At 68.5% G+C, this 25121-nt stretch carries 29 protein-coding genes and 2 pseudogenes; 16 read left to right on the top strand and 15 right to left on the bottom strand.

Annotated elements, in window-relative coordinates; all coding sequences use genetic code 11:
• Window positions 1-217 precede the first annotated feature (217 nt).
• Window positions 218-889 carry a response regulator gene (locus OHU89_RS02455; protein WP_405639350.1) on the bottom strand — a complete coding sequence of 224 codons (672 nt, stop codon included), beginning with the start codon at window positions 887-889 and terminating at the stop codon, window positions 218-220.
• Window positions 864-2039, bottom strand: a complete 1176-nt coding sequence (locus OHU89_RS02450) for a sensor histidine kinase (RefSeq protein WP_405639348.1) — start codon at window positions 2037-2039, stop codon at window positions 864-866. The genes OHU89_RS02455 and OHU89_RS02450 overlap by 26 nt, the downstream gene beginning before the upstream one ends.
• A gap of 203 nt (window positions 2040-2242) precedes the next feature.
• Here OHU89_RS02450 and OHU89_RS02445 point away from each other — a divergent pair, with 203 nt between their 5' ends.
• Together OHU89_RS02445 and OHU89_RS02440 are read left to right on the top strand one after the other, a co-directional pair.
• Window positions 2243-2458 (top strand): hypothetical protein, encoded by a 216-nt coding sequence (locus OHU89_RS02445; protein WP_405639346.1) that lies wholly within the window; start codon window positions 2243-2245, stop codon window positions 2456-2458.
• A gap of 5 nt (window positions 2459-2463) precedes the next feature.
• Window positions 2464-4647 (top strand): MMPL family transporter, encoded by a 2184-nt coding sequence (locus tag OHU89_RS02440; protein ID WP_405639344.1) that lies wholly within the window; start codon window positions 2464-2466, stop codon window positions 4645-4647.
• A 217-nt stretch (window positions 4648-4864) separates the two neighbouring features.
• Here OHU89_RS02440 and OHU89_RS02435 read toward each other — a convergent pair whose 3' ends face one another.
• Both OHU89_RS02435 and OHU89_RS02430 read right to left on the bottom strand, forming a co-directional pair.
• Window positions 4865-5404, bottom strand: a complete 540-nt coding sequence (locus OHU89_RS02435) for an NAD(P)H-dependent oxidoreductase (protein ID WP_405639342.1) — start codon at window positions 5402-5404, stop codon at window positions 4865-4867.
• Between the two features lie 143 nt (window positions 5405-5547).
• Complete coding sequence (locus OHU89_RS02430) at window positions 5548-6507, bottom strand: aldo/keto reductase (protein ID WP_405654266.1); 960 nt, start codon at window positions 6505-6507, stop codon at window positions 5548-5550.
• Between the two features lie 111 nt (window positions 6508-6618).
• On the opposite strand from OHU89_RS02430, the gene OHU89_RS02425 reads away from it, so the two are divergent.
• On the top strand, window positions 6619-7197 hold the full coding sequence (locus tag OHU89_RS02425) for a hypothetical protein (RefSeq protein WP_405639340.1): 579 nt from the start codon (window positions 6619-6621) through the stop codon (window positions 7195-7197).
• A gap of 829 nt (window positions 7198-8026) precedes the next feature.
• Here the strand turns inward: OHU89_RS02425 and OHU89_RS02420 are convergent.
• On the bottom strand, window positions 8027-8590 hold the full coding sequence (locus OHU89_RS02420) for a DinB family protein (protein WP_405639338.1): 564 nt from the start codon (window positions 8588-8590) through the stop codon (window positions 8027-8029).
• A 216-nt stretch (window positions 8591-8806) separates the two neighbouring features.
• Here OHU89_RS02420 and OHU89_RS02415 point away from each other — a divergent pair, with 216 nt between their 5' ends.
• Both OHU89_RS02415 and OHU89_RS02410 read left to right on the top strand, forming a co-directional pair.
• Window positions 8807-8980 carry a hypothetical protein gene (locus OHU89_RS02415; RefSeq protein ID WP_405639336.1) on the top strand — a complete coding sequence of 58 codons (174 nt, stop codon included), beginning with the start codon at window positions 8807-8809 and terminating at the stop codon, window positions 8978-8980.
• An 89-nt stretch (window positions 8981-9069) separates the two neighbouring features.
• Window positions 9070-9546 (top strand): 4-oxalocrotonate tautomerase family protein, encoded by a 477-nt coding sequence (locus OHU89_RS02410; protein WP_405639334.1) that lies wholly within the window; start codon window positions 9070-9072, stop codon window positions 9544-9546.
• A gap of 27 nt (window positions 9547-9573) precedes the next feature.
• On the opposite strand, the gene OHU89_RS02405 is transcribed toward OHU89_RS02410, so the two are convergent.
• Window positions 9574-10158 (bottom strand): TetR/AcrR family transcriptional regulator, encoded by a 585-nt coding sequence (locus tag OHU89_RS02405; protein WP_405639332.1) that lies wholly within the window; start codon window positions 10156-10158, stop codon window positions 9574-9576.
• A gap of 129 nt (window positions 10159-10287) precedes the next feature.
• On the opposite strand from OHU89_RS02405, the gene OHU89_RS02400 reads away from it, so the two are divergent.
• The gene (locus OHU89_RS02400) at window positions 10288-10719 is read left to right on the top strand and encodes a 4-oxalocrotonate tautomerase family protein (protein WP_405639330.1); all 432 of its coding nucleotides are present in this window, start codon (window positions 10288-10290) and stop codon (window positions 10717-10719) included.
• Window positions 10712-11717 (top strand): annotated as a pseudogene (locus tag OHU89_RS02395) (zinc-binding dehydrogenase); the annotation flags it as partial. The gene OHU89_RS02400 and the pseudogene OHU89_RS02395, both read left to right, overlap by 8 nt.
• Window positions 11718-12094: 377 nt before the next feature.
• On the opposite strand, the gene OHU89_RS02390 reads toward OHU89_RS02395, so the two are convergent.
• A complete protein-coding gene (locus OHU89_RS02390) occupies window positions 12095-12583 on the bottom strand; it encodes a MarR family winged helix-turn-helix transcriptional regulator (RefSeq protein WP_405639328.1) in 489 nt (162 codons plus the stop codon).
• 98 nt (window positions 12584-12681) lie between these two features.
• On the opposite strand from OHU89_RS02390, the gene OHU89_RS02385 reads away from it, so the two are divergent.
• On the top strand, window positions 12682-14160 hold the full coding sequence (locus tag OHU89_RS02385; RefSeq protein WP_405639326.1) for an MFS transporter: 1479 nt from the start codon (window positions 12682-12684) through the stop codon (window positions 14158-14160).
• 374 nt (window positions 14161-14534) lie between these two features.
• Here the strand turns inward: OHU89_RS02385 and OHU89_RS02380 are convergent, their stop codons facing one another.
• From OHU89_RS02380 to OHU89_RS02365, 4 genes are all read right to left on the bottom strand, one after another.
• Window positions 14535-14924, bottom strand: coding sequence for a nuclear transport factor 2 family protein (locus OHU89_RS02380; protein ID WP_405639324.1), 390 nt, complete (start codon window positions 14922-14924; stop codon window positions 14535-14537).
• Between the two features lie 354 nt (window positions 14925-15278).
• The gene (locus tag OHU89_RS02375) at window positions 15279-15788 is read right to left on the bottom strand and encodes an ester cyclase (RefSeq protein WP_405639322.1); all 510 of its coding nucleotides are present in this window, start codon (window positions 15786-15788) and stop codon (window positions 15279-15281) included.
• Window positions 15789-15802: 14 nt separating this feature from the next.
• The gene (locus tag OHU89_RS02370; RefSeq protein WP_405639320.1) at window positions 15803-16753 is read right to left on the bottom strand and encodes an alpha/beta fold hydrolase; all 951 of its coding nucleotides are present in this window, start codon (window positions 16751-16753) and stop codon (window positions 15803-15805) included.
• Between the two features lie 100 nt (window positions 16754-16853).
• Window positions 16854-17618 carry a 3-oxoacyl-ACP reductase family protein gene (locus OHU89_RS02365; protein ID WP_405639318.1) on the bottom strand — a complete coding sequence of 255 codons (765 nt, stop codon included), beginning with the start codon at window positions 17616-17618 and terminating at the stop codon, window positions 16854-16856.
• 129 nt (window positions 17619-17747) lie between these two features.
• Here OHU89_RS02365 and OHU89_RS02360 point away from each other — a divergent pair, with 129 nt between their 5' ends.
• Window positions 17748-18341: a TetR/AcrR family transcriptional regulator gene (locus tag OHU89_RS02360; RefSeq protein ID WP_405639316.1), complete on the top strand. Its 594-nt coding sequence runs from the start codon at window positions 17748-17750 to the stop codon at window positions 18339-18341.
• A gap of 104 nt (window positions 18342-18445) precedes the next feature.
• On the opposite strand, the pseudogene OHU89_RS02355 reads toward OHU89_RS02360, so the two are convergent.
• Both OHU89_RS02355 and OHU89_RS02350 read right to left on the bottom strand, forming a co-directional pair.
• Window positions 18446-18660 (bottom strand): annotated as a pseudogene (locus OHU89_RS02355) (IS5/IS1182 family transposase); the annotation flags it as partial.
• Between the two features lie 103 nt (window positions 18661-18763).
• Window positions 18764-19618: a helix-turn-helix domain-containing protein gene (locus OHU89_RS02350; protein WP_405639314.1), complete on the bottom strand. Its 855-nt coding sequence runs from the start codon at window positions 19616-19618 to the stop codon at window positions 18764-18766.
• Between the two features lie 101 nt (window positions 19619-19719).
• Here OHU89_RS02350 and OHU89_RS02345 point away from each other — a divergent pair, with 101 nt between their 5' ends.
• Window positions 19720-20298: a YceI family protein gene (locus OHU89_RS02345; protein WP_405639312.1), complete on the top strand. Its 579-nt coding sequence runs from the start codon at window positions 19720-19722 to the stop codon at window positions 20296-20298.
• A gap of 562 nt (window positions 20299-20860) precedes the next feature.
• Here the strand turns inward: OHU89_RS02345 and OHU89_RS02340 are convergent.
• A complete protein-coding gene (locus OHU89_RS02340) occupies window positions 20861-21091 on the bottom strand; it encodes a hypothetical protein (protein WP_405639310.1) in 231 nt (76 codons plus the stop codon).
• A gap of 218 nt (window positions 21092-21309) precedes the next feature.
• Here OHU89_RS02340 and OHU89_RS02335 point away from each other — a divergent pair, with 218 nt between their 5' ends.
• The 4 genes from OHU89_RS02335 to OHU89_RS02320 all read left to right on the top strand — a co-directional run bounded on the left by OHU89_RS02335 (window position 21310) and on the right by OHU89_RS02320 (window position 23769).
• Window positions 21310-21819: a hypothetical protein gene (locus tag OHU89_RS02335; RefSeq protein ID WP_405639308.1), complete on the top strand. Its 510-nt coding sequence runs from the start codon at window positions 21310-21312 to the stop codon at window positions 21817-21819.
• Between the two features lie 33 nt (window positions 21820-21852).
• The gene (locus OHU89_RS02330; protein ID WP_405639306.1) at window positions 21853-22050 is read left to right on the top strand and encodes a hypothetical protein; all 198 of its coding nucleotides are present in this window, start codon (window positions 21853-21855) and stop codon (window positions 22048-22050) included.
• 99 nt (window positions 22051-22149) lie between these two features.
• Window positions 22150-22686, top strand: a complete 537-nt coding sequence (locus OHU89_RS02325) for an alpha/beta fold hydrolase (RefSeq protein ID WP_405639304.1) — start codon at window positions 22150-22152, stop codon at window positions 22684-22686.
• A 402-nt stretch (window positions 22687-23088) separates the two neighbouring features.
• Window positions 23089-23769: a hypothetical protein gene (locus OHU89_RS02320; protein ID WP_405639302.1), complete on the top strand. Its 681-nt coding sequence runs from the start codon at window positions 23089-23091 to the stop codon at window positions 23767-23769.
• A 173-nt stretch (window positions 23770-23942) separates the two neighbouring features.
• Here the strand turns inward: OHU89_RS02320 and OHU89_RS02315 are convergent, their stop codons facing one another.
• Window positions 23943-24401, bottom strand: a complete 459-nt coding sequence (locus OHU89_RS02315; protein ID WP_405639300.1) for a MarR family winged helix-turn-helix transcriptional regulator — start codon at window positions 24399-24401, stop codon at window positions 23943-23945.
• Window positions 24402-24464: 63 nt separating this feature from the next.
• On the opposite strand from OHU89_RS02315, the gene OHU89_RS02310 reads away from it, so the two are divergent.
• Window positions 24465-24833, top strand: a complete 369-nt coding sequence (locus tag OHU89_RS02310; RefSeq protein WP_405639298.1) for a VOC family protein — start codon at window positions 24465-24467, stop codon at window positions 24831-24833.
• A 49-nt stretch (window positions 24834-24882) separates the two neighbouring features.
• Window positions 24883-25110 (top strand): hypothetical protein, encoded by a 228-nt coding sequence (locus OHU89_RS02305; protein ID WP_405639296.1) that lies wholly within the window; start codon window positions 24883-24885, stop codon window positions 25108-25110.
• The last annotated feature ends 11 nt before the right edge of the window (window positions 25111-25121 follow it).

Below are 25121 nucleotides of genomic sequence, written 5' to 3'. Positions count from 1 at the left end.
TCTTCCCGGCACGACAGTGCGCCTTGCGGCCAGCTGGTCCTTCGTCGAAGCCATGCCCAGCAGCTGGGATCGGTGTCTCACGCCGCGGCCCGGGCGGTCAGTGTCACTCCCGTGGAGGAACCCGCCAGTTCTGGCCGTGCGAGACGAGCGGTGGACCTGAAACAGGTGACGTCTGCGCGGCTGGCGCGGGTACCAGATGCTGGCGGCAGTCGGGGACTCAGTCCGTGAGCCAACCGGGGTTGACCATGCGGTACTCATAGGCCATGACGACGACTTGGGACCTGTCGCGGGCGCCGAGTTTGGCCATGATGCGGCTGACGTGGGTCTTCGCGGTCAGCGGGGAGACCACCAGTTGTGCGGCGATTTCGTTGTTGGTGCGTCCGGCGGCGATCAGCTGCATGACTTCACGTTCGCGGCTGGTCAGGGCATGAAGGCGGTCGTCGGGCTCCCGGGTGTTGCCCGGGCGGTTGGCGAATTCGGTGATGAGCCGACGAGTGATGGAGGGGCTGATCAGTGCGTCCCCTCGGGCTGCGACGCGCACCGCGTGCAGGAGTTCGGCTGGTTCGGTGTCCTTGACGAGGAAGCCGGTGGCGCCGGCCCGCAGGGCTCCGTATACGTATTCGTCGAGGTCGAAGGTCGTCAGCATGACCACCTTTACTGCCGCCAGTTGCTCGTCGTCGGCAATGTGGCGAGCGGCTTCGAGCCCGTCCATGCCCGGCATGCGGATGTCCATCAGCACCACGTCGGGCTGGAGTTCGCGGCAGGCGGCGAGGGTGGCCTGTCCGTCGGCGGCCTCGGCGACCACATGCAGATCGTCCTCGTCGTCGAGGATGCCGCGGATTCCCGCGCGCACGAGCCGCTGGTCATCCGCCAGCACGATCCTGATCATCAACTGCTCCGCCGATCAGCTTGTGGTGGTCTGAGTACGGTAGCTGGCCGCGGACGACGAACCCGCCCGCGCTGTCTCGCTCGGCGCTCAGCGTTCCGCCCAGTGCGCGCGCCCGCTCCTTCATGCCCGCGATCCCGCTGCCGCCCGTCTGACCGGCGCGAGCCACGCCCTGGCCGTCGTCCTGGACGCTGAGCGTCAGTTCCCGGTCCCCGCTGTGGAGACGGATGACGACGTGCCGGGCGCCGCTGTGCTTGACGGCGTTGGTCAGTGATTCCTGCACGATGCGATATGCGGCGAGATCCACCGCTGCCGGCAGCCCGGTGAGGGTTCCGCTCTGCTCAATGCGCACCTCCAGGCCCGCCCGAGCCGCTGAGGAGACCAGATCGTCGATCCTGGACAGCCCCGGTGAGGGCGCGGTGGGTGCTTCTTCGTCGACCTGGCGCAGTACGCCAAGGGTGGCACGCAGTTCCTGCAGACCCTCCTTGCTGCCCTGTTTGATGGCAGCCAGTGCCTCTTGTGCCTGGACGGGGTCCTTGTGCAGCCGGTGCAGCGCGGAGGACGCCTGCACGTGGATCATCGACATGTTGTGGCCGATCACGTCGTGCAGTTCACGGGCGATGCGCAGCCGTTCCTGCGTGGCGCGCAGCCTTGCCGCCTCCTCGGCGTAGGCGACCCGGCCGTGACGCATCGCGCCCAGCGCCACCACCGCGACCAGCCAGCCGGTCAGCATGAACACCGCCGTGCCGTTGACATCACCGGTGCCGGCCAGAGCGCCCGCGCCCATCCCGATGACCATCACCGCGGCCATGGCGACCGATGTCTGGATCCGTCCCTGCGCCGCCAGCGCGTACAGCGCGGCGATCGGGATCACGACGAGCGGACCGTCGACCGTGCTCAGCAGGTAGTAGACACCGGTGCCGAGCACGGTGAACCAGCCCACCACCACCGCGTGGCGGCGGCGCATCGGTAGCGCGGCACACACCGCTACCGCCAGGAGCCAGGAGACGAGCGTCGATGTGGTCGCGCCCCAGTTAGCGCCCAGCCGCTGCCCCTCAGCCACCCCCGCCAGCACCAGCACGACCGCGGCGAGCGCCAGGTCGGCACGCGGCCCACTGGGCAGGCGGAGGCGGGTGACGTCGAGATGCGGCATTGCTTCATTCTGCCTTCGGCGCGACGGGGCCTCGGGATGTATGTCCTCATTCGCGTCGAGAGTGCGTGCTGGAGAAGTACGCGGCAGCCGGGACGTACATCTGCTGGTGTACGTCCCGGCCGTCGCCTCCCACTGCTGGTGCAGGCCGACTGTCAGCCGCAGGCCGACGCCCGCATCCGGGGTGCGCGAGCACGATCGAGGGCATGTCGTCGTCTCTGACTCCCACCCGGATCAGTGCTGCCTTCGTCGGCGCACTCGTGGGTGCCGCTGCCGGAATTGTGCTGGTCACCGCAGCTGAAACGTTCTCGATCACGGTCAGTGGTGCGTTCGCCTGGCTGGCGCTCGGTGTACCCGGACTTGCCGGAGCGGTCGTGGGCGTGGCGATGACCCCAGGCAACACTCGCTCGAATCCGAGGTAGGCATCATGTCTTCCCCCCGCGGCTCCGCCGCGTCCCTTGCCCCGCCTGCGCCACAGGGCGCCGCGTCTGCGCCCGTCGGACGGTTCGGTGTCCTGGCAGGCTGGGCGCAGCGCCATCGCTGGGCCGCCCTCCTGCTCTGGGTGGCTGTGGTGGCCGTCATCACCCTGGGCTCCACCGCTGTCGGCTCCGCGTACAGGAACGACTTCTCGCTGCCGGGCACCGATTCCCAGGCGGCCACCGACCTGTTCAAGAAGCATGGCAGCGACCAGGCGGGCGACAGCGTCGAGATTGTCTTCAAGGACACGGCCGGCATCGAGGGCGCCCAGGACAGCGTCGCGCCGATGCTTGCCGACGTGAAGCAGATGGCGGGGGTCGCCGACGTACGGAGCCCCTTCGCCGACGCCTCCGCGGTGTCCAGGGACGGGACGATCGCCTACGCGTCCGTCACGCTGGACGGCAAGGCCGAAGACGTCCCCAAGCAGGACGTCGCCAAGATCATCGACACCGCGCAGAGCATCGCCACCGAGCACCTCCAGGTCGAAGTGGGCGGCGAGGCTGCGCGCAACGCGGAGGACAAGGCGGGCCCGACCGCCGAACTCGCCGGGATCGTGGCCGCCCTGGTCATCCTGGTGCTGCTGTTCGGTTCGCTGCTGGCGGCATCACTGCCGCTGATCACCGCACTGTTCGCGGTCGGCGGCGCCATCGGCCTGATCGCCCTGGCCTCGCACATCTTCACCGTCGCCGACTTCACCCCGCCCATCCTGATGCTGGTCGGTCTCGGCGTCGGCGTCGACTACGCCCTGCTGATCTTCTACCGCTACCGCCACGAACTCCTGGCCGGTGCCCAGCCCGCGGAGGCCGGCCGCAAGGCCCTCGACTCCGCCGGCCGCACCGTGTTCTTCGCCGGCTGCACGGTCATCGTCGCCCTGCTCGGCCTGGTTGCCCTCGGACTCGGCTCACTGCAGGGCATCGCCCTCGCGGTGGCCATCACCGTCCTGATCACCATGGCCGCCTCCCTGGTGCTGCTGCCCGCCCTGCTGGCGCTGTTCGGCAGGCGCATCCAGCGCCATGTGTTCAAGCAGCAGACCAAGGCCACCCAGAAGGGCAAGACCGAAGGCAACCGCTGGCGCGCCATGGCACGCGTCGTGCAGCGACGCCCGATCCCCACCCTGCTGGTCGGCGTGATCGCGCTCGTGGCCCTGTCCGCACCGGCACTGGGCATGCGCCTGGGCTTCGCCGACTCCGGCAACGACCCCGAGGAGACCACCTCCCGGCACGCGTACGACCTGCTCGCCGAGGGCTTCGGCCCCGGCTTCAACGGACCGCTCATCGTCTTGGTCACGGGGGATGAGGAAGTCGGCAAGACCGTCCAGGCCAAGCTCGCCACCACCGACGGCGTCGCCGAAGCCAGCCCCGCGATGCCTTCCGAGGACGGCGCCCTGTCCACCGTCTTCGTCTACCCGACGACCTCTCCACAGGCCGACGGGACAGTGGACCTCGTCCACCACCTGCGTGACGACGTGGCCCCGGCCCTGGAGCACAGCACCGGCGCCGACGTCCTGGTCGGTGGCGCCACGGCTGCCTCCCAGGACGTCTCTGAGACTCTCGCCGACCGGCTGCCGGTGTTCGTCGCCGTCGTCGTCGGCGTCTCCTCGCTCCTGCTCCTGTTGGTCTTCCGGTCCGTCTGGATCCCCGTCAAGGCCGCCGTCCTGAACCTGCTGTCCATCTCCGCCGCCCTCGGCGTGATCACCCTGGTGTTCCAGCACGGCTGGTTCGGAGCGCAGCCGGGCCCCATCGAAGCGTTCATCCCCGCGCTGATCTTCGCGATCGTCTTCGGGCTCTCCATGGACTACGAGGTCTTTCTGATCTCGCGCATCCACGAAGAGTGGATGCGCACCAAGGACCCTGCGCAATCCGTGCTCGAAGGACTCGCTTCCACCGGCAAGGTCTTCACTGCGGCCGCGGCCATCATGATGTTTGTCTTCGGGGCGTTCGTCCTCAGTTCCGACCGCATGCTCCAGCAGTTCGGGCTCGGCCTGGCCGTCGCGATCCTTCTCGACGCCGTGGTCATCCGGTGCCTCATCGTCCCCGCCGTCATGCAGATGCTCGGCAAATGGGCCTGGTGGCTGCCTGCGCCGCTGGCCCGGAAACTGCCCATGGTGTCCATCGAAGGCTCTGAGCACAGTTGAAACTGGACCCGGTCGACGAGGGCCGCAAACGCTGGGCCACGCGCTGGAAGGCACCCCTGAACGCATTCCAGATCGCCTTCGAAGGCCGCCTGACCCCGAGCAACAACTGACCACTCAACAACCAAGACCAGCCGTTGAATTGGCCCTGTCTCACACTTGCCGAATGTGAGACAGGGGCGTTGACCGTACAGACGCCTTGGCGCCGATCCGGCGAAGGTCAGGCGGCGAAGGAGGCGAGCAGTTCGTTGTACTGCTTGGCGGCAGCGGTCAGGTCGTTTTCGGAGAGGCCGAAGGCGGTGCCGTACAGCTTGACCATCGGCTGGATGTCGAACTGGCACAGCCGCAGGGTCGCGTGCCAGTTGCTGAGGAGGGTCTCGATGGTGGCCTTGTTGGTGCCTTCGGGGGTGTAGCGCTCGGCGGGGACGCCCGCGGTGACGGCGACGACGGCCTTCTTGCCGGCCAGCTGTGAGGCAGAGCCGTCGATGGTGAAGGCCCAGCCAAGGGTGAAGACCTTGTCCTGCCACTGCTTGAACAGGGGCGTGGTGTTGTACCAGAACACCGGGTGCTGGAAGACGATCACATCGTGCTCGGCGAGCAGCGCCTGCTCGGCGTCGACGTCGATCTGGAAGTCGGGGTAGGCGGCGTAGAGGTCGTGCACGGTGACATGGGCCAGATCGCGGACGGCGTCCACGAGCGCCGCGTTGGCCTTCGACTGGGACAGGTCGGGGTGACCTACGACAAGGAGAACCTTGGACATAACGAGAAGCCTCTTCAGTGATCAGTGAAATGGGGGAATGGACGCAGGTTGGCCGGGTGTGAGGGGTCAGGACCTTCGCTGGGGCGTCAGTCCTTCGCGAAGTCCAGGAACGTGGGCGGAGCCGGGCGCGGCGGCGCCGACGGTCAGCGGTCGATGCTGGCCATGTTCGCCTCGTCGTGGCGTTCGCCCGCGGCCGGTGTGAGGGTGTTCAGGCGGTCGAGCTGAGCGGCGCTGAGTTCGATGGCGTCGGCGGCGGTGTTCTCTTCGACGCGCGAGACCCGCCGGGTTCCGGGGATGGGGGCGATGTCGTTGCCGCGGGTCAGCAGCCAGGCCAGCGCGGTCTGTGCCGGGGTCGCTCGGATTTCGGCGCCGATGGCCCGCACTTCGTTGACGATGCGCAGGTTGCGCTGGAAGTTCTCGCCGGTGAAGCGCGGGTTGGTCTTGCGCCAGTCGTCGTCGGTGAAGTCGTTGACGGTGCGGATCTGCCCGGTCAGCAGGCCGTGGCCGAGGGGGGAGTAGGGGACGAATCCGATGCCGAGCTCGCGCAGCAGCGGGAGGATCTCGGCCTCGACGTCGCGGGTCCACAGCGAGTATTCGGTCTGCAGTGCGGCCACCGGATGCACGGCGTGTGCCCGGCGGATCGTGTCGGGGCCGGCCTCCGAGAGTCCGATGTGGCGTATCTTGCCGTCGGCGACCAGCTCGGCCAGCGCGCCGATGGTCTCCTCGATGGGCGTGTTCGGGTCGACTCGGTGTTGGTAGTAGAGGTCGATGTGGTCGGTGCCGAGCCGCAGGAGCGAGCCTTCGACCGCGGTCTTCACGTTGGCGGGGCTGCTGTCGATCACGCCGGGGCCGTCGCCGGCGTGGGAGACGAGGCCGAACTTCGTTGCCACCACGACGTCGTCGCGGCGGCCCTTGATGGCCTTGCCGACGAGGTTCTCGCTGTGGAAGGGGCCGTAGATCTCGGCGGTGTCGATGTGGGTGACCCCGAGGTCCAGGGCCCGGCGGATGGTGCGGATCGACTCGGCGTCGTCGAGTCCTCCGCCCGGCTGGAGCGCGGCAACGCCACCGGCGTCTCCGAGAGCGTCATCGAAGGCATCGCTCAAGCACTTCAGCTCGACGAGGCCGAACGCATCCACCTGCTCGACCTCCTGCGCGGCGCCGGCACGACCCGTCCGCCACGCCGCCGCCCGGCCCAGCACCGGGTCCGGCCCGCGGTGCAGCGCGTCCTCGACTCGATGGCCGGAACACCCGCGTTCATCCTCAGCGGACGCGGGGACATCCTGGCCGCCAACCACCTCGGGCGCGCCCTGTTCTCCCTCGTCTACGCCGACCCCGTACGGCCGCCGAACAACGCCCGGTTCGTCTTTCTCAGCCCGCACGCGACCGAGTTCTTCCGCCACTGGGACGAAGTCGCCAACGACACCGTCGCCATGCTGCGCGCCGAGGCCGGCCGCGACCTCTACGACCGACGGCTGACGGACCTGATCGGGGAACTGTCCACCCGCAGCGAGGAATTCCGCCGCCGCTGGGCCGCCCACAGCGTCCGGATGCACACCACCGGCGTGAAGCTCCTCCACCCCCCGGTCGTCGGCGACCTCGACCTGCCCTTCGAAACCTTCCCGCTCCCCGACGGCCCCAGCCAGTTCCTCCTCACCTACACCGCCGAGCCCGCATCCCCCTCGCAGGACGCCCTGAACCTGCTGGCCAGCTGGGCCGCGACCAACGACGACATCGAGCGGTCCGCCCCGGACAACGACTCCCAGCCCGCCGACTCGGGCGAGACCCCCGACTGATAGACGAGCCAGGTGAGTTGATCGGCGGCAACATTTGTGGAGTGGCGACGGTATCCCAGCGGCTCGCGTCGACGGCTGTGCCGATCCTGGCCTCGATGTATCGGCGGCGGACTTGGGCTCCCCGACTCACCCCGGCGGCAGGGGTCGGCCGGAGTGGGGGAGCGGTCAGGATCGGCCGGGGACGGTCCAGGTCGTGGACCATGCCTGCCACCAGGGATGTTCACCGCTCGAACAGCCCGGTTGGGACGCACGTTCCTCGAGGCTGTCGCTATCACTGGATTAGGAGGCTCCGATGTTGCAAGGAAGTAGGGGGGCGGGGTTACGGCAAGATACCTCCAGTCCCGAGCTGGATGCCGGGGCCTGTGCGACCCACCCCCCATGGCCGCGAGTCCCTCACGATCTCCGTCCGGCCCATCGAGGCCGTGATCGTATCTCGAGCCACTGACAACACAGCCGGTCCGAGGATCAGTGGGTACGAACCACCTGCACGGCGCCCAGCCGTCGGCGGCGCGGATGGTGGAGCGGCTCACGGCGTACAGGTGAGCTGGCGCGCCGCAGTGCCCGTGCTGCCGGCGGAGGGACTCCCCGGAAGCGGGGAGCGGGGAGCGGGCGCGGTGCCGAAATGCGTCGTCGAGGCCGACGGTGCCCAGGAGGAATCCCACGACGTCCACAGCGGTCGGAACATGACGTCCGTGAAGTCGGGAAGCACCCTCAAGCCACCACCCTGACCAGCTACTTCAAGAGGGCCCAGCTTCTCTGAAGCTCGCTGCCACGGAGCGGCACGGAGTCCACGTAGGTTTCCGAAGCTCGATCGCCGGTTGCCGGAAAGTCATATTCGGCGCGGTACGACTCCGTCCTGCCAGCGGTAGAGGTCGCGCAGCAGGGAAATCTCGGCGCCGTGATGAATCAGCTCCCTGTTGACGTGCAGGACGATGCCCTCCATGGGAAACCGCTCGGGACCCACCGTGGGTGGATTCTCCAGGTCAGCGTCCGAGAGCTCGCGGACCCCCGCGTTCCACCTCCCGTACATCTCATCGAGCTGCTTTAGCGCCTCGTCAGCGGTCCCCGCATAGGCGAATGTCTGGGAGTCGACGTCCTGGCCGCCGAAGTGCCATCCGACCCGATAGCCCAGGCAGGAGACGATGATGTGCGCCAGCCGCCAGGCAATCGTGGTCACCGGCGCCGGCACCGGGGCAGGGGACGCGGAGTCCATCGTCCATTCCCCCGAACCTGCCGACATCGGTGCGGCCGACGTGCCACGTGGGCGGATGCTCCAGCAGCCGCGCACCGGCTCCCAGAAGTACTCCTCATCGGCAAGACCGTGCAGCCGCGGCCGCAGGTTCTTCTGCCAGTGCCGGTCCAACTGGTCCGCGAGTCGCTCGCCTCTTGTCATTTCCGCACACTACATACAACGGAGACCTGGGCTATCCGCCTCGCCGATCCCGTTGACCACCCGCGTCTCCCACAACGATGCGTCGGTCTGCATGACCGGCACCGTCATTGGCGACCGCTGCGGAGTTCGGTTCGGTCGAGGAGTCCGAGGATGCGGTGGTGATCTCCGCGCGATCCCGGGCAGGACCGGCCGCGTGTACCGGTTGCGACCGGAACCGTGGTGTACCCGACCAGGCTGACCCACGGCCCCGCCAAGGGCACCTACCGGGCGGATGACCGGCTGCCGATGAAGGGCAACCCGACGATCAGTCGTGCGGACGTGCCCGCCTTCATGCACACAGCGGCTCAGGGCAGCGAGTGGATCCACCGCACGGCCGTGATCTCCGACTGAGCGCCCACACCGCCGGCTATGACAGTCGTTATAGACGGGTGTAACCTGCTGGCGCCCCGTGTTTATAACGACTGTCATAGGAGGATGTTGTGACGATCATTACCGTGAACGCTCCGAAGGGGCGCCTGGGTCTGGAGCAGCGCCGTGAGCTGGCCGAGACGCTGACGGACGCGGTACTGGTGCCCGAAGTGGGGCAGCCGGCTCCGGCCGCCCGCGTCGGGTTCCAGGTGCACTTCGTCGAACGTGAGCGGGACATGATGGCGATCGGTGGGCGGCTGCTTTCGGACGCCGACCAGGATCTCGACGTAATGGTGATCGACATCGCGGTCATGGACGCCGCCTGGCAGCCGGACATACGAGCGCAGGTCATCGAGCGCGTCCTGGCCGCTCTGGCGGCGGCCTGCGGACTGGAGAAGCCGTCACCGGCATGGTGGGTCAACTTCCGCGTGATCGACGAGGGCAGCTGGGGCTCGTCCGGGGGCGTACTGTCCGCCCTCCCGCTCCTCGACGGCGGGGTGTTCACGGAGGAGAGGGCCAAGGCCGTCCGCGCCGCGCTGGGCGTCTGAAGTCCGGGGTGTCGAGCGCGGGGCGGCTCAGCCCTTGATCGTGGCGAGGATCAGCGCCTGCAGTTGTTCCGCAGTGCGGTCGAGGGGCTCGATGCTGCGCTTGGCGCGGCACATGGCCACGGTTCCCTCCACGGCCGCGACGACGAGAGTGGCGAGCTGGGCTGCCTGTTCGCGCTCGGCGCCATGCTCGCGCAGCGAGGCGGACAGCAGGCTCTCCCATGCGGTGAAGACGTCGGCGGCGGCTACCACGGCGGGGGGCGTCTCGTCAGTAGGCGGCTCCTCGATGGAGACGGCGAGTACCGGACAGCCCGCCCTGAAATCACTATCGACGACGATCTTGCGCCACAGGGCGAGGAACGCCTGTAGCCCGGCGACCGGCCCCGCCTCCAGCTCCTTGCGTAGACGGCGCGCGACCCACTCACCCGTATAGCGGACGGCCTCGGTGGCCAACTGCTGCTTGCCTTCAGGGAAGTAGTGGTACGTCGAGCCGAGCGGCGTCCTGGAGTGCTTGGCCATCTCTCGGATGCTCGTCGCGTTCAGACCGCGCCGACTGATCATGTCGGCCGCACCGGCCACAATCCGCTCGCGCGCCGCCGGGCTGGGCTTGGTCACGTACACGATCCCTTCTGACCCCACTGGATATAACGACCGTCATAGTCTAGCGTGTCCGTCGCTTATAACGACTGTCATAGGACTGCGTCGTCGAGCGAAGAGTCGAACGAAACGAAGAGAGGTATGCCCATGCCGATGATCCGCCTCACGGCCCCGGCCGCCGCCCTGACCGAACTAGGCCGTCAGAGCATCCAACGTGACCTCGCGGCCGTACTGCTGCGCTGGGAGAACGCACCCGACACGGCGTTCTTCCGTGGCCAGGCGTGGAGTTACCTCGTCGACCTGCCGGACGGCGCCCAGATCACCGCCGAGGACGACGCGCCCCGCTTCCTGGTGGAGGTCACCGTCCCGCAAGGAGCCCTGTCCGAGCGCCGTAAAGCGGGCCTGGTCGAGGAGGCGACGAAGAGCGTCCTGGCCGCAGCCGGCCTCGGCCAGAACGACGCCCTGCGGGTGTGGGTGCTCGTGCACGAGCAGCCCGACGGCACATGGGGCGCGGGCGGCTCCGTCATCCGCTACGCCGACCTGGTGGCACTGGCGAAGGGACAGCCCACCGATGCGTGAACTGACCTACGTCGCCCGGCGCACCGTCGAGTGGCGCGAGGCACCCGACCCGAAACTTCAGTCCGACGGACAGGCGATCGTCGCCCCGGTGGCCGCCACATCCTGCGACGTGGACTCCTCCATCCTGGCCGGTCACGGCTTCATCGACCCACCCTTCGCCCTCGGTCACGAGTGCGTAGCCCGGGTCGTCGATACCGGCGACGCCGTGACCACCGTCGCCCCCGGCGACCTGGTCGTCGTCCCCTGGTCCATCAACTGCGGCACCTGCGAGCGCTGCCGGGCCGGGCTGACCGCGCACTGCACCGCCGTCCCCTACATGGCGATGTACGGCGCACCGATTGGCGGCAACTGGGGCGGGCTCTTCTCCGACCTGGTCCGCGTGCCCTACGCCGACGCCATGGTGGTCCCGCTACCGGCCGGCCTGGACCCGGTCGCCATGGCCTCGGCAAGCGACAACTGGTCCCTGGCCTGGCGCCTGGTCGCCCCCCCACCTCAAGGACCGCCCCGGAGCACGCGTCCTGGTCGTCGCCCGCGGCAGCATCGGCCTGTACGTCTGCGACATCGCCCGCGCCCTTGACGCCTCCGAGGTGCTCTACGTCGACCCCGACCCCGAACACCGCGCCTTGGCTCGCGCCTTCGGGGCCGCCACCGCCGAAACCCTGGAGCCGATCCCGCAGGGCTACGACATCGCCGTCGAGGCCACCGGCCGCGTCGACCAGCTCGCGCTGACCGTCAAGTCCCTGACTCCGGAAGGGATCTGCGAATCGGCGGGAAACCATTTCCGCCCCGGCGAGCTGCCCCTGCTCGACATGTACCTCACCGGCGTCACTCTGCGCATCGCCCGCGACAACGTCCGTGCCCACATCCCCGACGCCCTCGAACTCGCCGCCTCTGGCAAGGTTGCCCCCGAGAAAGTCGTCTCCCACGTCATCGACTGGGAGGACCTGCCGACCGCGCTGCCGGAGAAGCATCTGAAGCCGGTCTTCGTCCGGGCCGATGACCGATTCCACGCGGCCCGCACCCCACCAAGCCCACCGCACCGACGGACTCGTTCAGGTGGCGTTGCGCATGGTCAAGGTTGCGGGGGAACCGCGTGGCTGCGGCCCCGGTGGCCGGGGCGATGACCGCGCCCTGGAGCACTGACCCAGCGCGCGCAGTGCATGCGGTGACATGCCTGTGGGGGATTCACGCGAGAGCGGCAGCCAGGTACTCACCTGGAGCTTGGCTGATACCGAGCCAACGACCTGCGGCCCGTGAGGAACAGGAGGTCGTGCTCCGACCGGGCGCCCTGGACCGGCTCGCCGATAGAGGATCGCTGTCGACTGCGCCGGCCTCACGCGGCGGTGGTCGCCCGGTCGGTTCCTGTCGCGCGACGTCAGGTTCGGGTCTGTGGTCGTGTCCTGGTGAGTCCGTGTTCCACGGCCCTGAGCAGAGCGAGGGCGGCGTCGAGGTTTTCGGAGTCGTGGTGGGCGGCTTCGGAGACGGTCGTGGCCCATTCCTGTCGTACGAGGGCGGCGTTGCTGCGCCCGCGCTCGGTGGAGTGGACCGTCACTCCGCGACCGTCGCCCGAGTGGGCGTGCCGCTCGATGAACCCCTTCTGTTCGAGCCCGCGCAGGACGGTGGACAGGTTGGTGCGCTGCAGACCGGTCGCGTCCGCGATCCGGCTGGGCGGTGCTGCGGGGTCGCTCTTGAGGTAGCGCATCACCATGCCTTCGGACTGCGACAGGTGGACGGCCTGCTCGTCCGTGTAGCGGCGGAACTGGATCTCCCTGCTGATGATCAGCACGAGGTCGGCCAGCTCGGCCCACCGGTCCTCGTGGTCCGTCCCTGCTGTGGGGTTCTGGCGTCCTCGGTCCTCCGTCACGGCTTCAGGGTACGGGGTTGCCGCCAATTAGTTATGAGGGCATACTCCTTATGTGCTCATAGTTATGAGTACATAACATCTGCTCGTCTGGAGTCGTCGTGACGACAACCACCCCCTCCTCACAGGCCAGGGCGACCGCGCTCTCGCCCTTCGCTGTGGCTCGCGCTGGCGGACTGCACCCGGCCGGAGTGCTCATCCTGCTCGCGGGTGCATTCCTGCCGATCATGGACTTCTTCATCACCAATGTCGCCCTGCCCAGCATCGACGCTTCCCTGCACGCCTCGGCGTCCGCGCTGGAGTTGGTGATCGCCGGGTACGGAGTGGCGTACGCGACCCTGCTCGTCCTCGGCGGCCGGCTGGGCGACCGCTACGGCCGCCGCCGCGTCTTCCTCGGCGCCCTCGTGGGCTTCGTACTGGCGTCGCTGGCCTGCGGTGTCGCCCCCGGCGTCGGTGCGCTGATCGCCGCCCGTATCGTCCAGGGCGCCACCGCCGCTCTGCTCGTCCCCCAGGTGCTGGCGACCTTCCACCAGGTCCTCGAAGGGGAGCGCAAGTCCCGTGCCGTGGCCCTGTACGGGGCCGTCTCCGGCATCGCCGCCGTGGTCGGTCAGCTGGTGGGCGGCCTGCTGGTCAGCGCCGACATCGCCGGCACCTCGTGGCGGCCGATCTTTCTGGTCAACGTGCCCATCGGCGTGATCGTGCTGATCGTCGCGGCCCGGATAGTGCCCGACACCCGCTCGCACCACCCCGTCGGCATCGACCTGCCCGGCACCGTACTCTTCGCCGCCACCCTGACCGCCCTGCTCGTCCCCCTCACGGAGGGCCACTCCCTGGGCTGGCCGTGGTGGACCTGGCTGCTGCTCGCCGCCGCGGTCGTGCTAGGAGTTGCCACCTACGTTGTCGAGACGCGCGCCGAGCGGCGCGGTGAGGTCCCGCTGCTGCCGCCGTCGCTGCTGCGCCTGCCGTCGATGTCCCGCGGCCTGGTCATGGTGTTCGCCTTCAGTATCGGCTTCGGCGCGTTCATGTTCGTCTTCGCGCTCACCATCCAGAACGGCCTGCACGCCGACGCCCTGCACGGCGGTCTGGCGATCCTGCCGATGGCCCTGCTCTTCTTCGCCGGCTCCCTGCTCGCACCCCGCCTCCTCACTCGCTTCGGCAGGGCAGCCCTGTCTGCCGGGGCCGTCGTCCAACTCGCCGGCCTGGTCAGCCTGGTGACGGTACTGCTTGTGAAGTGGCCACACGTCAGCCTGTGGGCCATGGCCCTGCCGCTCGCTCTGGCCGGGGCCGGGCAGTCGATGCTGTTCGCCGGCCTGTTCCGCAGCGTCCTCGCCGACGTCCCCGCCCACCTCGGCGGCATCGGCAGCGGCGCGCTGATCACCCTGCAGCAGAGCGGACTCGCCCTCGGGGTGGCCACGCTCGGCACCCTCTACATCGGCCTCGCACCGCACGGCGTCGCGCACGCCTTCGCCGGAGTCGAGTACGTGCACATGGGCATCGTCGCCCTCCTCGCGATCGGCGCCGCTGCACTGCCGCGCTTCACCGCTGCCGCGTCGGTCACCACGCCGGTCGTCGAAGCCTGAACCCCTGGACAACCTGGCCCGCCACTATGTCCCTGGTCCTCGCCGGCGAGAGCCGGGCGGCAGCGGTCGCGCTGCCGTAGCGGCAACCGCTGATCGAAGGCAGCTGTGGGCGATCGGTTGGTACCCGACGTCGTGTACAACTGCGCATGGGGCTAGGGCTGTTGGCCGACGTCTTCGTGCTGATGGCGCTGGCGCTGGCCGTCACCGCGCTCGGGGTCAGGCTGGGGGTGCCGGCACCCATCCGCCGACGGCGCTCACCACACGTGTCGAGCCGATCAGGGCCGTCCTTTGGTGTGCCAGTGGCGAGTCGGGCGAGCTTCTGACCCTCGGGAACACGCTCTCGTTCGCCCTGTACGCGGAGGCCGTCACGAGGCCTAGGCGAGGCTGTCGAGCACGCGCGAGTCGAAGTACTCCTCGATCCGTGCCACGAGCCCGTCGGAGTCGATCTCCAGCCGCATCATTGCCGGCATCCGGAAGTGGTCTCCGGAGTGGAGCGCCGCGGTCAGCGTGTACTGCAGGAAGGCCTGCGAGCCGACTGTCGTGATACGTCGGTCCTCGTAGCTCCGGCTCGTCGAGTGGGCGCAGAGGTGACCGAGCATCGCAGCCATGGCATGGACGTCCTGCTCGATCTCGTCGAAGTTGTGCCAGGTGAGCGCGCTGGGCGCGAAGCAGCGGCGCACCTGGTCCAGGTCGCCCTTCTCGATCGCGGTCAGCAGGGTGTTCACCACGCTGAAGTTCGTGGGGTCCGGTTCTTTGCTCGCCATCTCTTTCCTCGGTTTTCTCGGCCGCACTGTGCGGCAATGCGTCCTGAACTCAGGTCCCTTGTTACGGCTCGGGCTCAGCGCCGAGCCCCGACCACACGGCCTTTACGGGCGCAATCGGCGCGGCACTTTGGGCTCCTGGCCGGTGATGGTGCGTGGGACCGATTTGATCCTTCCCTGCACCATGTCAATGGCGTTACCTACTCCGAATGTCGTCAGACGGCCTTCAAGGCCAACGGGCAACAGCGTGAGCCATGAGAACCTCCGGCGAAGGGGCGATGGGGCGATCAACTTCGACTCTTCGCCGTGGTCGTTGTCTGGTCAGCTCACGCCGCGCCGATGATCCTTGCTGCTGCCTCAGCCGGTGAGCTGCATCTGCATCTGGAGTTGCAGCAGTTCCTCGACGTGCCGGATCTCGACGATCCTGTCGTCGACCACCCGCGCCAGATCGATGCCGGAGCAGGTCACGTCACGGCCGGTCGCGGGCAGTCCGAACCAAGGACCGGTGTGGGTCGCTGTGATCACCCACTGGGAGACGACCCAGCCGTCGTCCGTTTCGGCCTGGTAGACGATCTCGTGGTGAGGGTTGGTGAACCCGTCGCGCATGGCAGCGACCATGCCCTTCATCCCCTCGATCGCCGAGGGAGCCCCTGGGGGCAGGTTGTGGTCGATGAGGTCGGGCGAGACCAGGGTGTCCAGCGCATCGATATCGCCCGCGTCGAAGGCGGCGAATACGCGAGTAGGAACATCGCGGGCGGAAGTGGCTTTGCTGTTCACGAGGGGTTTTCCTCTCACCTCGGTGTGTCGGTTTTCGAAGTCGCCGTCCAGGGACCGCGCGAGCTTTCCGGCGGACGGGACGGAAGTCATGTGGTGCTCCCTGGTCAGGAGGTGGGGGTGGGGTAGAAGGCGTTGATCTCGGTCAGGACGCGGTCGGGTGCTTCGTGGAGGAGGAAGTGCCCGGCGCCGGGGACGTCGGCGGAGGTGGCGTCGGGGGCGGCGTCCTGGAGGGGCGCCAGGACCATGTCGGCGAGGCCGGCCTGGGTGATCATGCGGACCGGGATGGTCAGCGGGATCTCCTGCAGCTTGGTGTTGTCGGCCTCGTCCTGGGTCTCGGTCCGGTAGAGCTCGAAGCCGGCGTGCAGGACCTGGGGGCGGGAGTACAGCCGGACGAACTCGGCCAGTTCGTCGGCGGAGATGTTCTCGCCGGCGGTCCTCATCCCCTGGAAGAAGTGGGTGAGGAAGGTCTCGACCCGGCCGGTGACCAGTTGCTCCGCGAGGGGACGCTGCTTGTTGAAGGAGAAGTGCCAGAACATCGACTCGATGGCGGCGAACTTCAGGTTCTTGCCGGTCAGGCCGTAGTCCATGAGGAACAGCCCCGACACCTGCTCGCGGTACTGGGCGGCCAGCGGGTAGGCGACGCTGACGCCGAAGTCGTGGGCGACGACCTGCACGTTCTCGCGGTGACCGAGGTGGTCGAGCAGCTTGTGGACGTAGGTGGCCAGGACCGTCTTGGCCCTGGAGGCCGGGTTTCCGGTCGAGTCGCCCAGGCCCGGCAGGTCGACGGCGATGACGGTGCGGCCGGGCAGCAGCGAGGGCATGATCTGGCGGTACTCGTACCAGCTCTGCGGCCAGCCGTGCAGCAGCACCATGACCTGTGGCCCGTCGCCGCCGATGACGTAGTGCATCTGCACGTCGTCGATGGTGGTGAAGCCGTGCCGGAAGTGCTTGTTGAACTCGGCGTCGTCCTTGGTCGCCGCGTCGTAGCCAGGGCTGAGCGGCTCCTCCGACTCGACGGCTGCGGCGGTCGTGGAGGCTTTGGCGAAGGCGTTCATGATGGTGGTACGTCCTTTGTGACAGGGGGTGTCGTCGTGCACGGCAGTGCGGCTGGAGGCCGGTGGACCGCGCCTGCTTGCGGCCGCCTGGGGTGGGCGGTCAGACAGCGATGCCGCCGTCGACGTTCCAACTGGTGCCGGTGATGAAGTGGGCTTCGGGGCCGGCGAGATAGGCGACGGCGCTGGCGATGTCGGCGGGCTCGGCGAAGTGGTCGAGCGGCATGAGCTGCTTCAGGGCTTCCGCGTACGGTCCGGAGTCAGGGGTCATGTCCGTAGCGGTGGGGCCGGGCTGCACGTTGTTGACGGTGATGCCGTGCGGACCGAGTTCGCGGGCCAGGCCGCGGGTGAGACCGGCGACGGCGGCCTTGGTCAGGGCGTAGACGCTGGCGCCGGGGAAGGGGACGCGGTCGACGATGACGCTGCCGATGGTGATGATGCGACCGCCCTGGCCGAGGTGGGGAGTGGCGGCCTGGACGGCACTGAACACGCCCCGGACGTTGACCGCGATGAGCCGGTCGAACTCCTCCAGCGGGAAGTCCTCGATCGGCGCGATGTGGGCGACGCCCGCGTTGTTGACGAGGATGTCCAGTCCGCCGAAGTGCTTTGCGGTGCGGCTGACTGCGGCCCGGACGGCTTCGTGGTCCGCGTTGTCCGCCTGCACGGCCAGGGCTCCCGTCGCCTCGGCCACGGCGTCGGCCTGTTCCTTGGCGCTGGCATAGGTGAAGGCGACCTGGGCGCCGTCCGCGGTCAGACGGCGCACGATCGCAGCACCGATACCCCGGGACCCGCCCGTGACCAAGGCGGTTTTGCCGTCGAGCGGACGTACGCCTGACTGGTTGGTGTTGGGGGCGAGCTGGGGGCTCATAGGGGTCTCCGATTTCTTCAACACTTCACTTACGAACCGAACCGTTCGGTTACTATAACCACGATGACACTAACCTGAGCAACCACGGGATTCCTTCCGTAGCGGCGAACTTTTCTCAAGGAGGCTTCGATGCCCAGCACGGGACGGCCCCGGTCCTTCGACACCGACGAGGCGCTGGACGTGGCGATGCGGCTGTTTTGGGCCGAGGGCTACGAGGGCGCCTCGCTCGCCGCGCTGACCGAGGCCATGGGGATCAACCGGCGCAGCATCTACGCCGCCTTCGGCAACAAGGAGGAGCTGTTCCGCAAGGCTGTCGACCGCTATGTGGAAGGCCCCGGAGCCTTCGTGGCCCCGGCTCTTGAGCTGCCCACCGCCCGGCAGGTGGCCGAAGCGATGCTGCATGGAGCCGTGGACGCCCACACCACCCCCGGCTGCCCGCGCGGCTGCCTGCTGGTGCAGTCCGCGCTGGCAGCCGGCCCGGAAAGCGAACCGGTCCGCCGCGACCTGGCCGAACGCCGCGAGGCCGGAGTAGCCGCCCTGCGGAAACGGTTCGAACAGGCCCAGGCCGAGGGCGACCTGCCCCCCACCGCCGACCCGGAAACCCTCGCCCGCTATGTGAACACCGTCGGGCAGGGCCTCGCCGTGCAGGCCGCCGGCGGCGCCAGCCGAGAAGACATGCACCGCGTCGCCGATCAGGCCCTCAGCACCTGGCCGAGCGCCTGAACCCCCTACTCGGCCATCACCTGAACACGCGGCTGAAGCACGCCAGGTCGGCTTGGTCGGCCGACGGCGCGGGCCAGTCCTCGCGCCTTCTGGGCGTTTCTGCCGGCGCTGTTGGTGCTGTCTTTGATCCAGATCATCGAGGCGCGCAGGTGGAGGCCCGAGAGGTAGTAGTCCGGGGCCTTGTCGTATCGGTGGCGATACCTTCCCAGGCCTCGAGCTTGTTGGGCAGGCGCTGGACGGTGTTCCCCTCCTTGCAGAGACCGGCGTCGTGGCCGACGGGCCGACCGCCGCCGGAGCCCTTCTTCCTCCGGTCGGCGGCAAGGCGGGGGGTAGTAACTCGGCAAGCTGACGAGCCGGGTGAATGACGGAGCGGCGTGACAGCTGGCGAAGGGATCGGGCCGACCGGGGCTACCCCGTCGCCGTCAGCCGCTCACCGCTCGCAGTGCTCCGGGCCTGCGGCCGTTGAGACGGTCGAGCGCGGTGGCCGTGGCCTCGTCGGCCGGGAAGTGCACGACGAGGCGCTGGCCCTCGTCCGAGAGCGCGAGCGTCTCGTACGACAGGCGGAGGCGGCCCACCTCGGGGTGGTCGACGAGCTCGGTCCCGAATCGGGTGGGCAGGGCCGGAACGGCGAGTCGGTCGCTGAACGTCGCTCCCACCGTCGCGGTCAACTCCTCGGACAGGGCGGCTACATACGGGTCGTGCGGCGAGGCCTCGTTGCGCAGGTGGGCGACCTGCTCGTCGGCCATCCTGTCCCATCCCGGGTACACCGCGCGTGCCCGGGCATCGGTGAACAGATACCGCATCATGTTGGGCGGCTCGCCGTCGAGCAGGCCGAGCGGGCGGGCGTACCGCTCATAGCCCTGGGTGCAGGCCACGATGTCACCGATCCAGTTGAGCAGGACAGCCGGTGCGGGCTCCAGGCGGTCGAGAAGCGCCTGGAAGGTGGGGCGCACCGTGCGTGCCGGCGGCACGGTGATCGACTGACACACCGCCTTGGCATCGCCGTGATCCTTGGCCAGCCGGTGCAACAGGAGACGGTCCGCGTGCGACAGACGCAGCGCGTCGCCGAGGGCGCTGAGGACCTGGGGCGAGGGGTTGCGGTCGCGGCCCTGTTCGAGCCGGGTGAGGTACTCGACGCTGATGTCGGCGAGCGTGGCGAGCTCGGCCCGGCGAAGCCCCGGCGTACGGCGGCGCAGGCCCGCGGGCAAACCCACCTCGGCGGGGGTGACAGCCTCACGGCGGGCTCGCAGGAAGGTGCCCAACTCGTTGTCGTTCACCTGTCGAACCGTACAACGCGTGTCGTCGCGGAGGATGGCCCTGCCACTACCACCATTCGCCCGGCCTCCCTTACCCGCCTCGGGGCTCGCACGATGAAGCCATGAGCAATGACAACTCCGCGAACATCACCGCCGTTTCCGTCGACGCGCTGCCGCTCTCCCCGGGCTACTGGGAACTCGATCCGTTTCACTCTGCGGTCAACTTCACCATCCGCCACCTCGGGATCGCCAAGGTGCGGGGCCGGTTCACCGAGTTCAAGACCGGGCTGTACGTCGGTGAGACCCTCGACGACGTGCGGGTGAGCGCCGAGATCGCTCTCGCCTCCATCGACACCGGCAACTCCGACCGCGATGCGCACACCCGCTCCGCCGAGCTGCTCGATGTGGAGAAGCGGCCGACGATGGCGTTCCGCTCGACTCGGGTGTCCGGAGAGGGCGAGGACTGGACGATGGCGGGGGATCTGACCATCGGGGACGTGACCTGCCCGGTCACGCTCGCCGTCGAGTTCGGTGGGGTGGTGGACCACCCTGTGGACCAGAGGAAGCACGCCGGGTTCGAGGCGACGGGTGAGATCCGGCGCAGCGACTTCGGACTGGACTTCGGCGCCGGACTCCTCGGCGATGTCGTCAAGCTTCACCTGGACATGCAGTTCGTCGGACCGCAGGGCCAAGACGGCTGACCGAGGACGGGCTGCGCCTCACTGGGCGTCTCCGTGGGGCGCCGCCCGGCAAACGGCCGACATCGTCAGGGCCCGGCACGTTCCGTTCCCGCTCCGGTACGCCCGCGCAGGGGCCCAGCGCCGCACTTGTGGTGCCGCCAGCCCCGCAGTTCGGCAGAGTGGCTGGCCGGCTTCGATTCCTGCACTACTTCGACGCCTGTATGTCGGTCCCTGTCAAGAGCAGGAACCTTTGGCCCGAGGCGCCGCATCGACACCAGCACCCGTCCACAGCGCGCGTCCACCTCGACCGGGACACCCTGCCGCCTCGGACATCCAGCGCTGGATCAAGGCGCTCCTGAGGAAGCCGCGCAAGCGTCGGGCGGTGGGTCTGCCGGGCCGGCGGCCCAGTTCCGCTGAGGCGCCTTCGACGCCCACCGGGTCGGCACGCCCGACCGGATCCGCGTCAGCGGTCACGATCTCGGACGGTTCCTGCGAGATGTGCATGCCGAACAAGGCGTGCCAGTGATCACCAGGCTGCAATGACGGCGCGCTGCCCGAGCCCGTGTCTCCCGATCCGGAGAGGCTACTCCAGGAAGTCCTGCCAAAAGGCCACAGTGGCTCTGGGGTTCCAGCTGTCAGGGGTATGCGCGCTGAAGTCGTCGAATTCGTGGTTGATGTAGTCGGCCAAGTCAGCGCCGTAATAGATGATGTCAGTGCCCCAGATGGACATGACTGGGTGCCCGTGGGAGCCGTGACCGGCAGGCAGGAAACGGTGCGCGTACACGGGCACGAGCTTCGGTACCTGGGCCGGCATCAGCGTAGCTTTGTGGTGGGCTTCATCCGCATCCGCGGGCTGCTGCCCCCACGTCGGATGCCAGTAGCCGTGCTGAACTGCTCCAAGGACGCCTCCGACCGGCCATTCGAGGTGCTCCCGAAGCTTCGCCGGGTCCCCATGCCGCCAGTCGGGCCATCTTCGTTCCACTCATCAACATCTACGGCGACGGCGGCTACGGCCTGATGGGCCTCAAAGGCATGCTCCAGATCGTGGTCGCCTGCAACAACCTCACCCTGTTCAACGACGCCTACAACGCCTTCTACACCAACAGCTGCTGTGGACTGACGAAGTTGATCCAGTCCGGCACCGGCCAGTGCTGCGAGTCCGGCCGCGACCAGGCCCACACCCAGCTGATCCTCGGCTCCCTGGCCGAGATCTGCCAGACCGGCTGGATCCAGGGCCTCGACCTGTACGGCGCCTCCGGCTCGCTGTTGCTGTCCGGCTACGAATACACGGCGAAGTACAACCTCGGCAACACCGTCCCGTACGACGCCGCGTTCGGCCGATGTAACTGCCACTGGTCCGCCGCTTCCTCCGACGGCCGGGGCACGTTCCGGCCCATCTACGAGATCGCGTACAACCACTACGTCAAGCGGGCGGGCAAGGCAGCTCCGTACACCGCCCAAGTGGCGGACCGACTGCGGCCCGAGGGCGCCGCCGCCCAGTGCGACCACCCGGGCTTCGGCACCCTCCTGTTCTCCCTCTGAGTTCCGAACGGCCCCACGCGATCCGCAACCCCCTTGACCTTCGAGCAGTACCCCGACGTCCGCGGCCACCGCTCGCGGGACCTGGTCAACTGGCGAGCGCTGGAAGGAGTGTTGGAGAACCGGCGACTGCTCGATCTGACCGGTGTGCGGGACTCCGAAGGCATCTCGGCGTCCGGACTGTCGTACGAGGACGGCTTCCTCCACCTCCCCTTCACCGTGGTCGACACCTAAGCCGGGGGCCGGAGGCCCACCCAACCACCTGGCCACTTCGTCCTCGATCGAGGGCCCGCACGCGGACTTCGCGTACGCCACATACCGGAGGGGACACGAGTGATCGACCTCGGCCGCATCCGCCTGTTCTGCACGGGCCTGGGGCCCGCCGACGGCCCCGCCCTGCTGCTGGTCCACGGCTGGGGCGGCGACGGACGCGAATGGTCGCCCCACGCCGAGTCCCTGGCCGACCGCTTCCGCGTGATCGTGCCCGACCTGCGCGGCCACGGCCGCTCCGAGGTGCCGGCACAGGGCAACACACCGCTGGAGATGGCGGACGACCTGGCCGCGCTGGTCGAGACCCTCCACTGCGGCCCGGCGGTGGCCGTCGGCCATTCGATGGGCGGCCAGGTGGTCAACGCACTCGCCGTCCGGCACCCTGAACTCGTGCGCTCGGTCGTCGCGCTCGACCCGGCTCACGGCGCGCACGGCGCAGAAGTGGACGAGATTCCGGGCCGGTTGGCCGAGTACCAGGAGCAGGGGTCGCGTGCGGCGGCCGACTTCGTCGCCGGGGCCTTCTCCGCCCAGGCCCCGCTCGGTCTGCGTACCGCTCACATCCGTACCATGCTCGGCACCCCGGATCACGTCATCGCGTAGGCGTACGCGGGCATGTACACCGACCCGGAAGCGGTCGGCGTCCGCCCGTCCAGTGAGGCGCGCTCATCCGGAAATGGGCGGACACGGTGTAACAGCCGGCCGCCCGAGGGGCGTTGCGCAACCAGAGAAGGCGATCCGTCGCGACGGGTGGGTGTCGAGCGGGCGGCCCGACCGGCAGGGTGGCGCTGCTTGTCGGACGCGAGCGGGCTCGGTCAGGTGAGCCAGCTGTTCGCGGCGCACCCGGTGCTTTGCACCCACCAGTGGGGGAGATGCGGTTGGGCACGCTGCCGCTGGTGTACGTGTGGTCGGTGACGCACCGGGACCAGGAAGCCCCGCTCCGCGTCGCGTCGCTCGACACTCCGCGCCGCCGTGAGTGTCAGACCCCTGATGTTGGATGCACACATGACCATTCACCATGTTGCCCAGCGGCTGCCCGAGATCTCCGCGCTTCGCGATCACTGCCGTTCGATGGCGATGCTGGAAGCGATACTCAGCCCGGAATGGGCCGATCGGCACTACTCCTTCGACGCGCACTGGTCCGCCGGAGAAGAGATGGCCTCGATGCGCAACGGATCAGGCGACGAGTTCTCCATCGTCTTCTCGGACGTTGGCGCCTACATCCGTGGCTTCGCGCACGAGTCGCCTATGAGCCCCTACGCCAACGACGGGCCGTGGCCAGGCGTCCTGGACGACGTCCCGGACATCTTCCGTTCCTGCGTCGAAGAGCCCGCGTTCGCAGACGAGGACGGAATGCCGTCCGTGACCGCCTGCGCGTGGCGAGAACGGGGCGATGGGGCTTGGAAGGCGGGGACGATCGAGTTTCCCGACGACGGTGCCGGCGATCCGGATGGCTCCGAGTACCTGTTCCGACTCCTGGCCGACCGGGCTCCGGAAGCATTCCAGGGCTACGCCGAGGACTACTACGAAATCCCGGTGCCCCTCGCAGCCGTTCAGCACGTGTTTGCACTGCGTCCTTTGACGAGCGAGGTGGTTGCGGCTTTGAACCCGGAGGTGGAGATGGATGCCCTGGCAAAGGACATGGCTGAGATCGGCTACCCCACAGGCCGCAGCATCGACACCTGATACCGGAAGAGCGACTGCCTACGGTTGGTTGGGACGCCAGACATCACCACGTCCCGAACACCGTAGGCACCGTAAGTCAGGACCTCACCCCGCCCACACGCGGTCGCCGACACGGATTTGAGGCTCGGTTGCACTCCTGTCCGGGCGCAATGTGACGTGCGCCGCGGAGCGAGCTATGCGCTCTCGTTGTCACCGCGCAGGGAATGGATCATGCTGTGCAGGATCCGGAACGCCTCTGACTGCTCGGTCTCGGTCAGGTCGGCCAGCATTCTGGCCTCGACGGACCGGACGGCCGCGCTCGCCTCGACGAGGCTTCGCCGGCCGCGAGGCGTGAGCCGCGTGGGAAGGGCCTTCCCGACGGGTGCCTCCGCAGGCCTGGTCACGTAGCCGTCTCGTTCCAGGGCCTGGAGCAGCACGTTCATCGTCTGCCGTGTCACGAACGCGCCCCGCGCGAGCTCGGAGTTCGACAAGCCCGGTCGTTGCGCCAGCAGCTCGAGGCAGGAGTAGTGTGTCACGCTCATCCCGAGCGGCCGCAGCACTTCCTCCATGGCCGCGCGGAGGGCGCTCGAGGCTTCCTTGAGCAGGTAGCCCAGTGACGTCTCCAGGTCGACGCCGACACCTTCTTGACTCATGTCAGTATTCTGACATACGTTCCTGCGTGTCAGAAAACTGACATGCAAACAAGGAGTGTCATCATGCCCGCCACCGGACCCGACTTCATCTCGCTCCAAGTGCGCGACCTCGACGTTTCGCAGGCGTTCTACGAGGAGTACCTGGGCCTCGTCCGCTCGCCGGCCGGACCGCCGCACGCCGTCGTCTTCGAGACGAAGCCGATCGCGTTCGCCCTGCGCGACGTCATTCCCGGCACCGACCTCGCATCCGTCGCTCAGCCCGGCATCGGTGCCGCGATCTGGCTCCACGCCACCGACGTCCAGGCCATCCACGACGCGCTCGCCGCCGACGGCCACACCATCGTCTCCGCACCGATCGACGGTCCCTTCGGCCGGACCTTCACCTTCGCCGACCCCGACGGCTACCAGATCACGCTGCACGACCGCACTTGATCGACCAAACGCCACCGGACGATCACCAGCGGGTCGCGCCCCCGGGCTCGTGCGCGACGCCACCTTCTGCCCTGCCGACCTGTCGACGTTCTGCCAACTGGCTCACCTCGGCTGGGAAGTGGCCGGCCAACAGCTGCGTCCCGACCACGCCGTGTTGCTCTGTCCAGCGGTCGACCCCGATGACTGGTGCCATGCCTGCGGCCGCCTGGGGATGCCGCGCGACAACGTGCTGCGCCGACTGCCGCACGTCCCGCTCGGCCGGCGGGCAGCGACCTGACCCGGGGCAGT

It is taken from the genome of Streptomyces sp. NBC_00019, assembly GCF_045041015.1.
Classification (GTDB): Bacteria; Actinomycetota; Actinomycetes; order Streptomycetales; family Streptomycetaceae; genus Streptomyces.
This window is presented reverse-complemented; position numbering and strand designations above follow the sequence as displayed.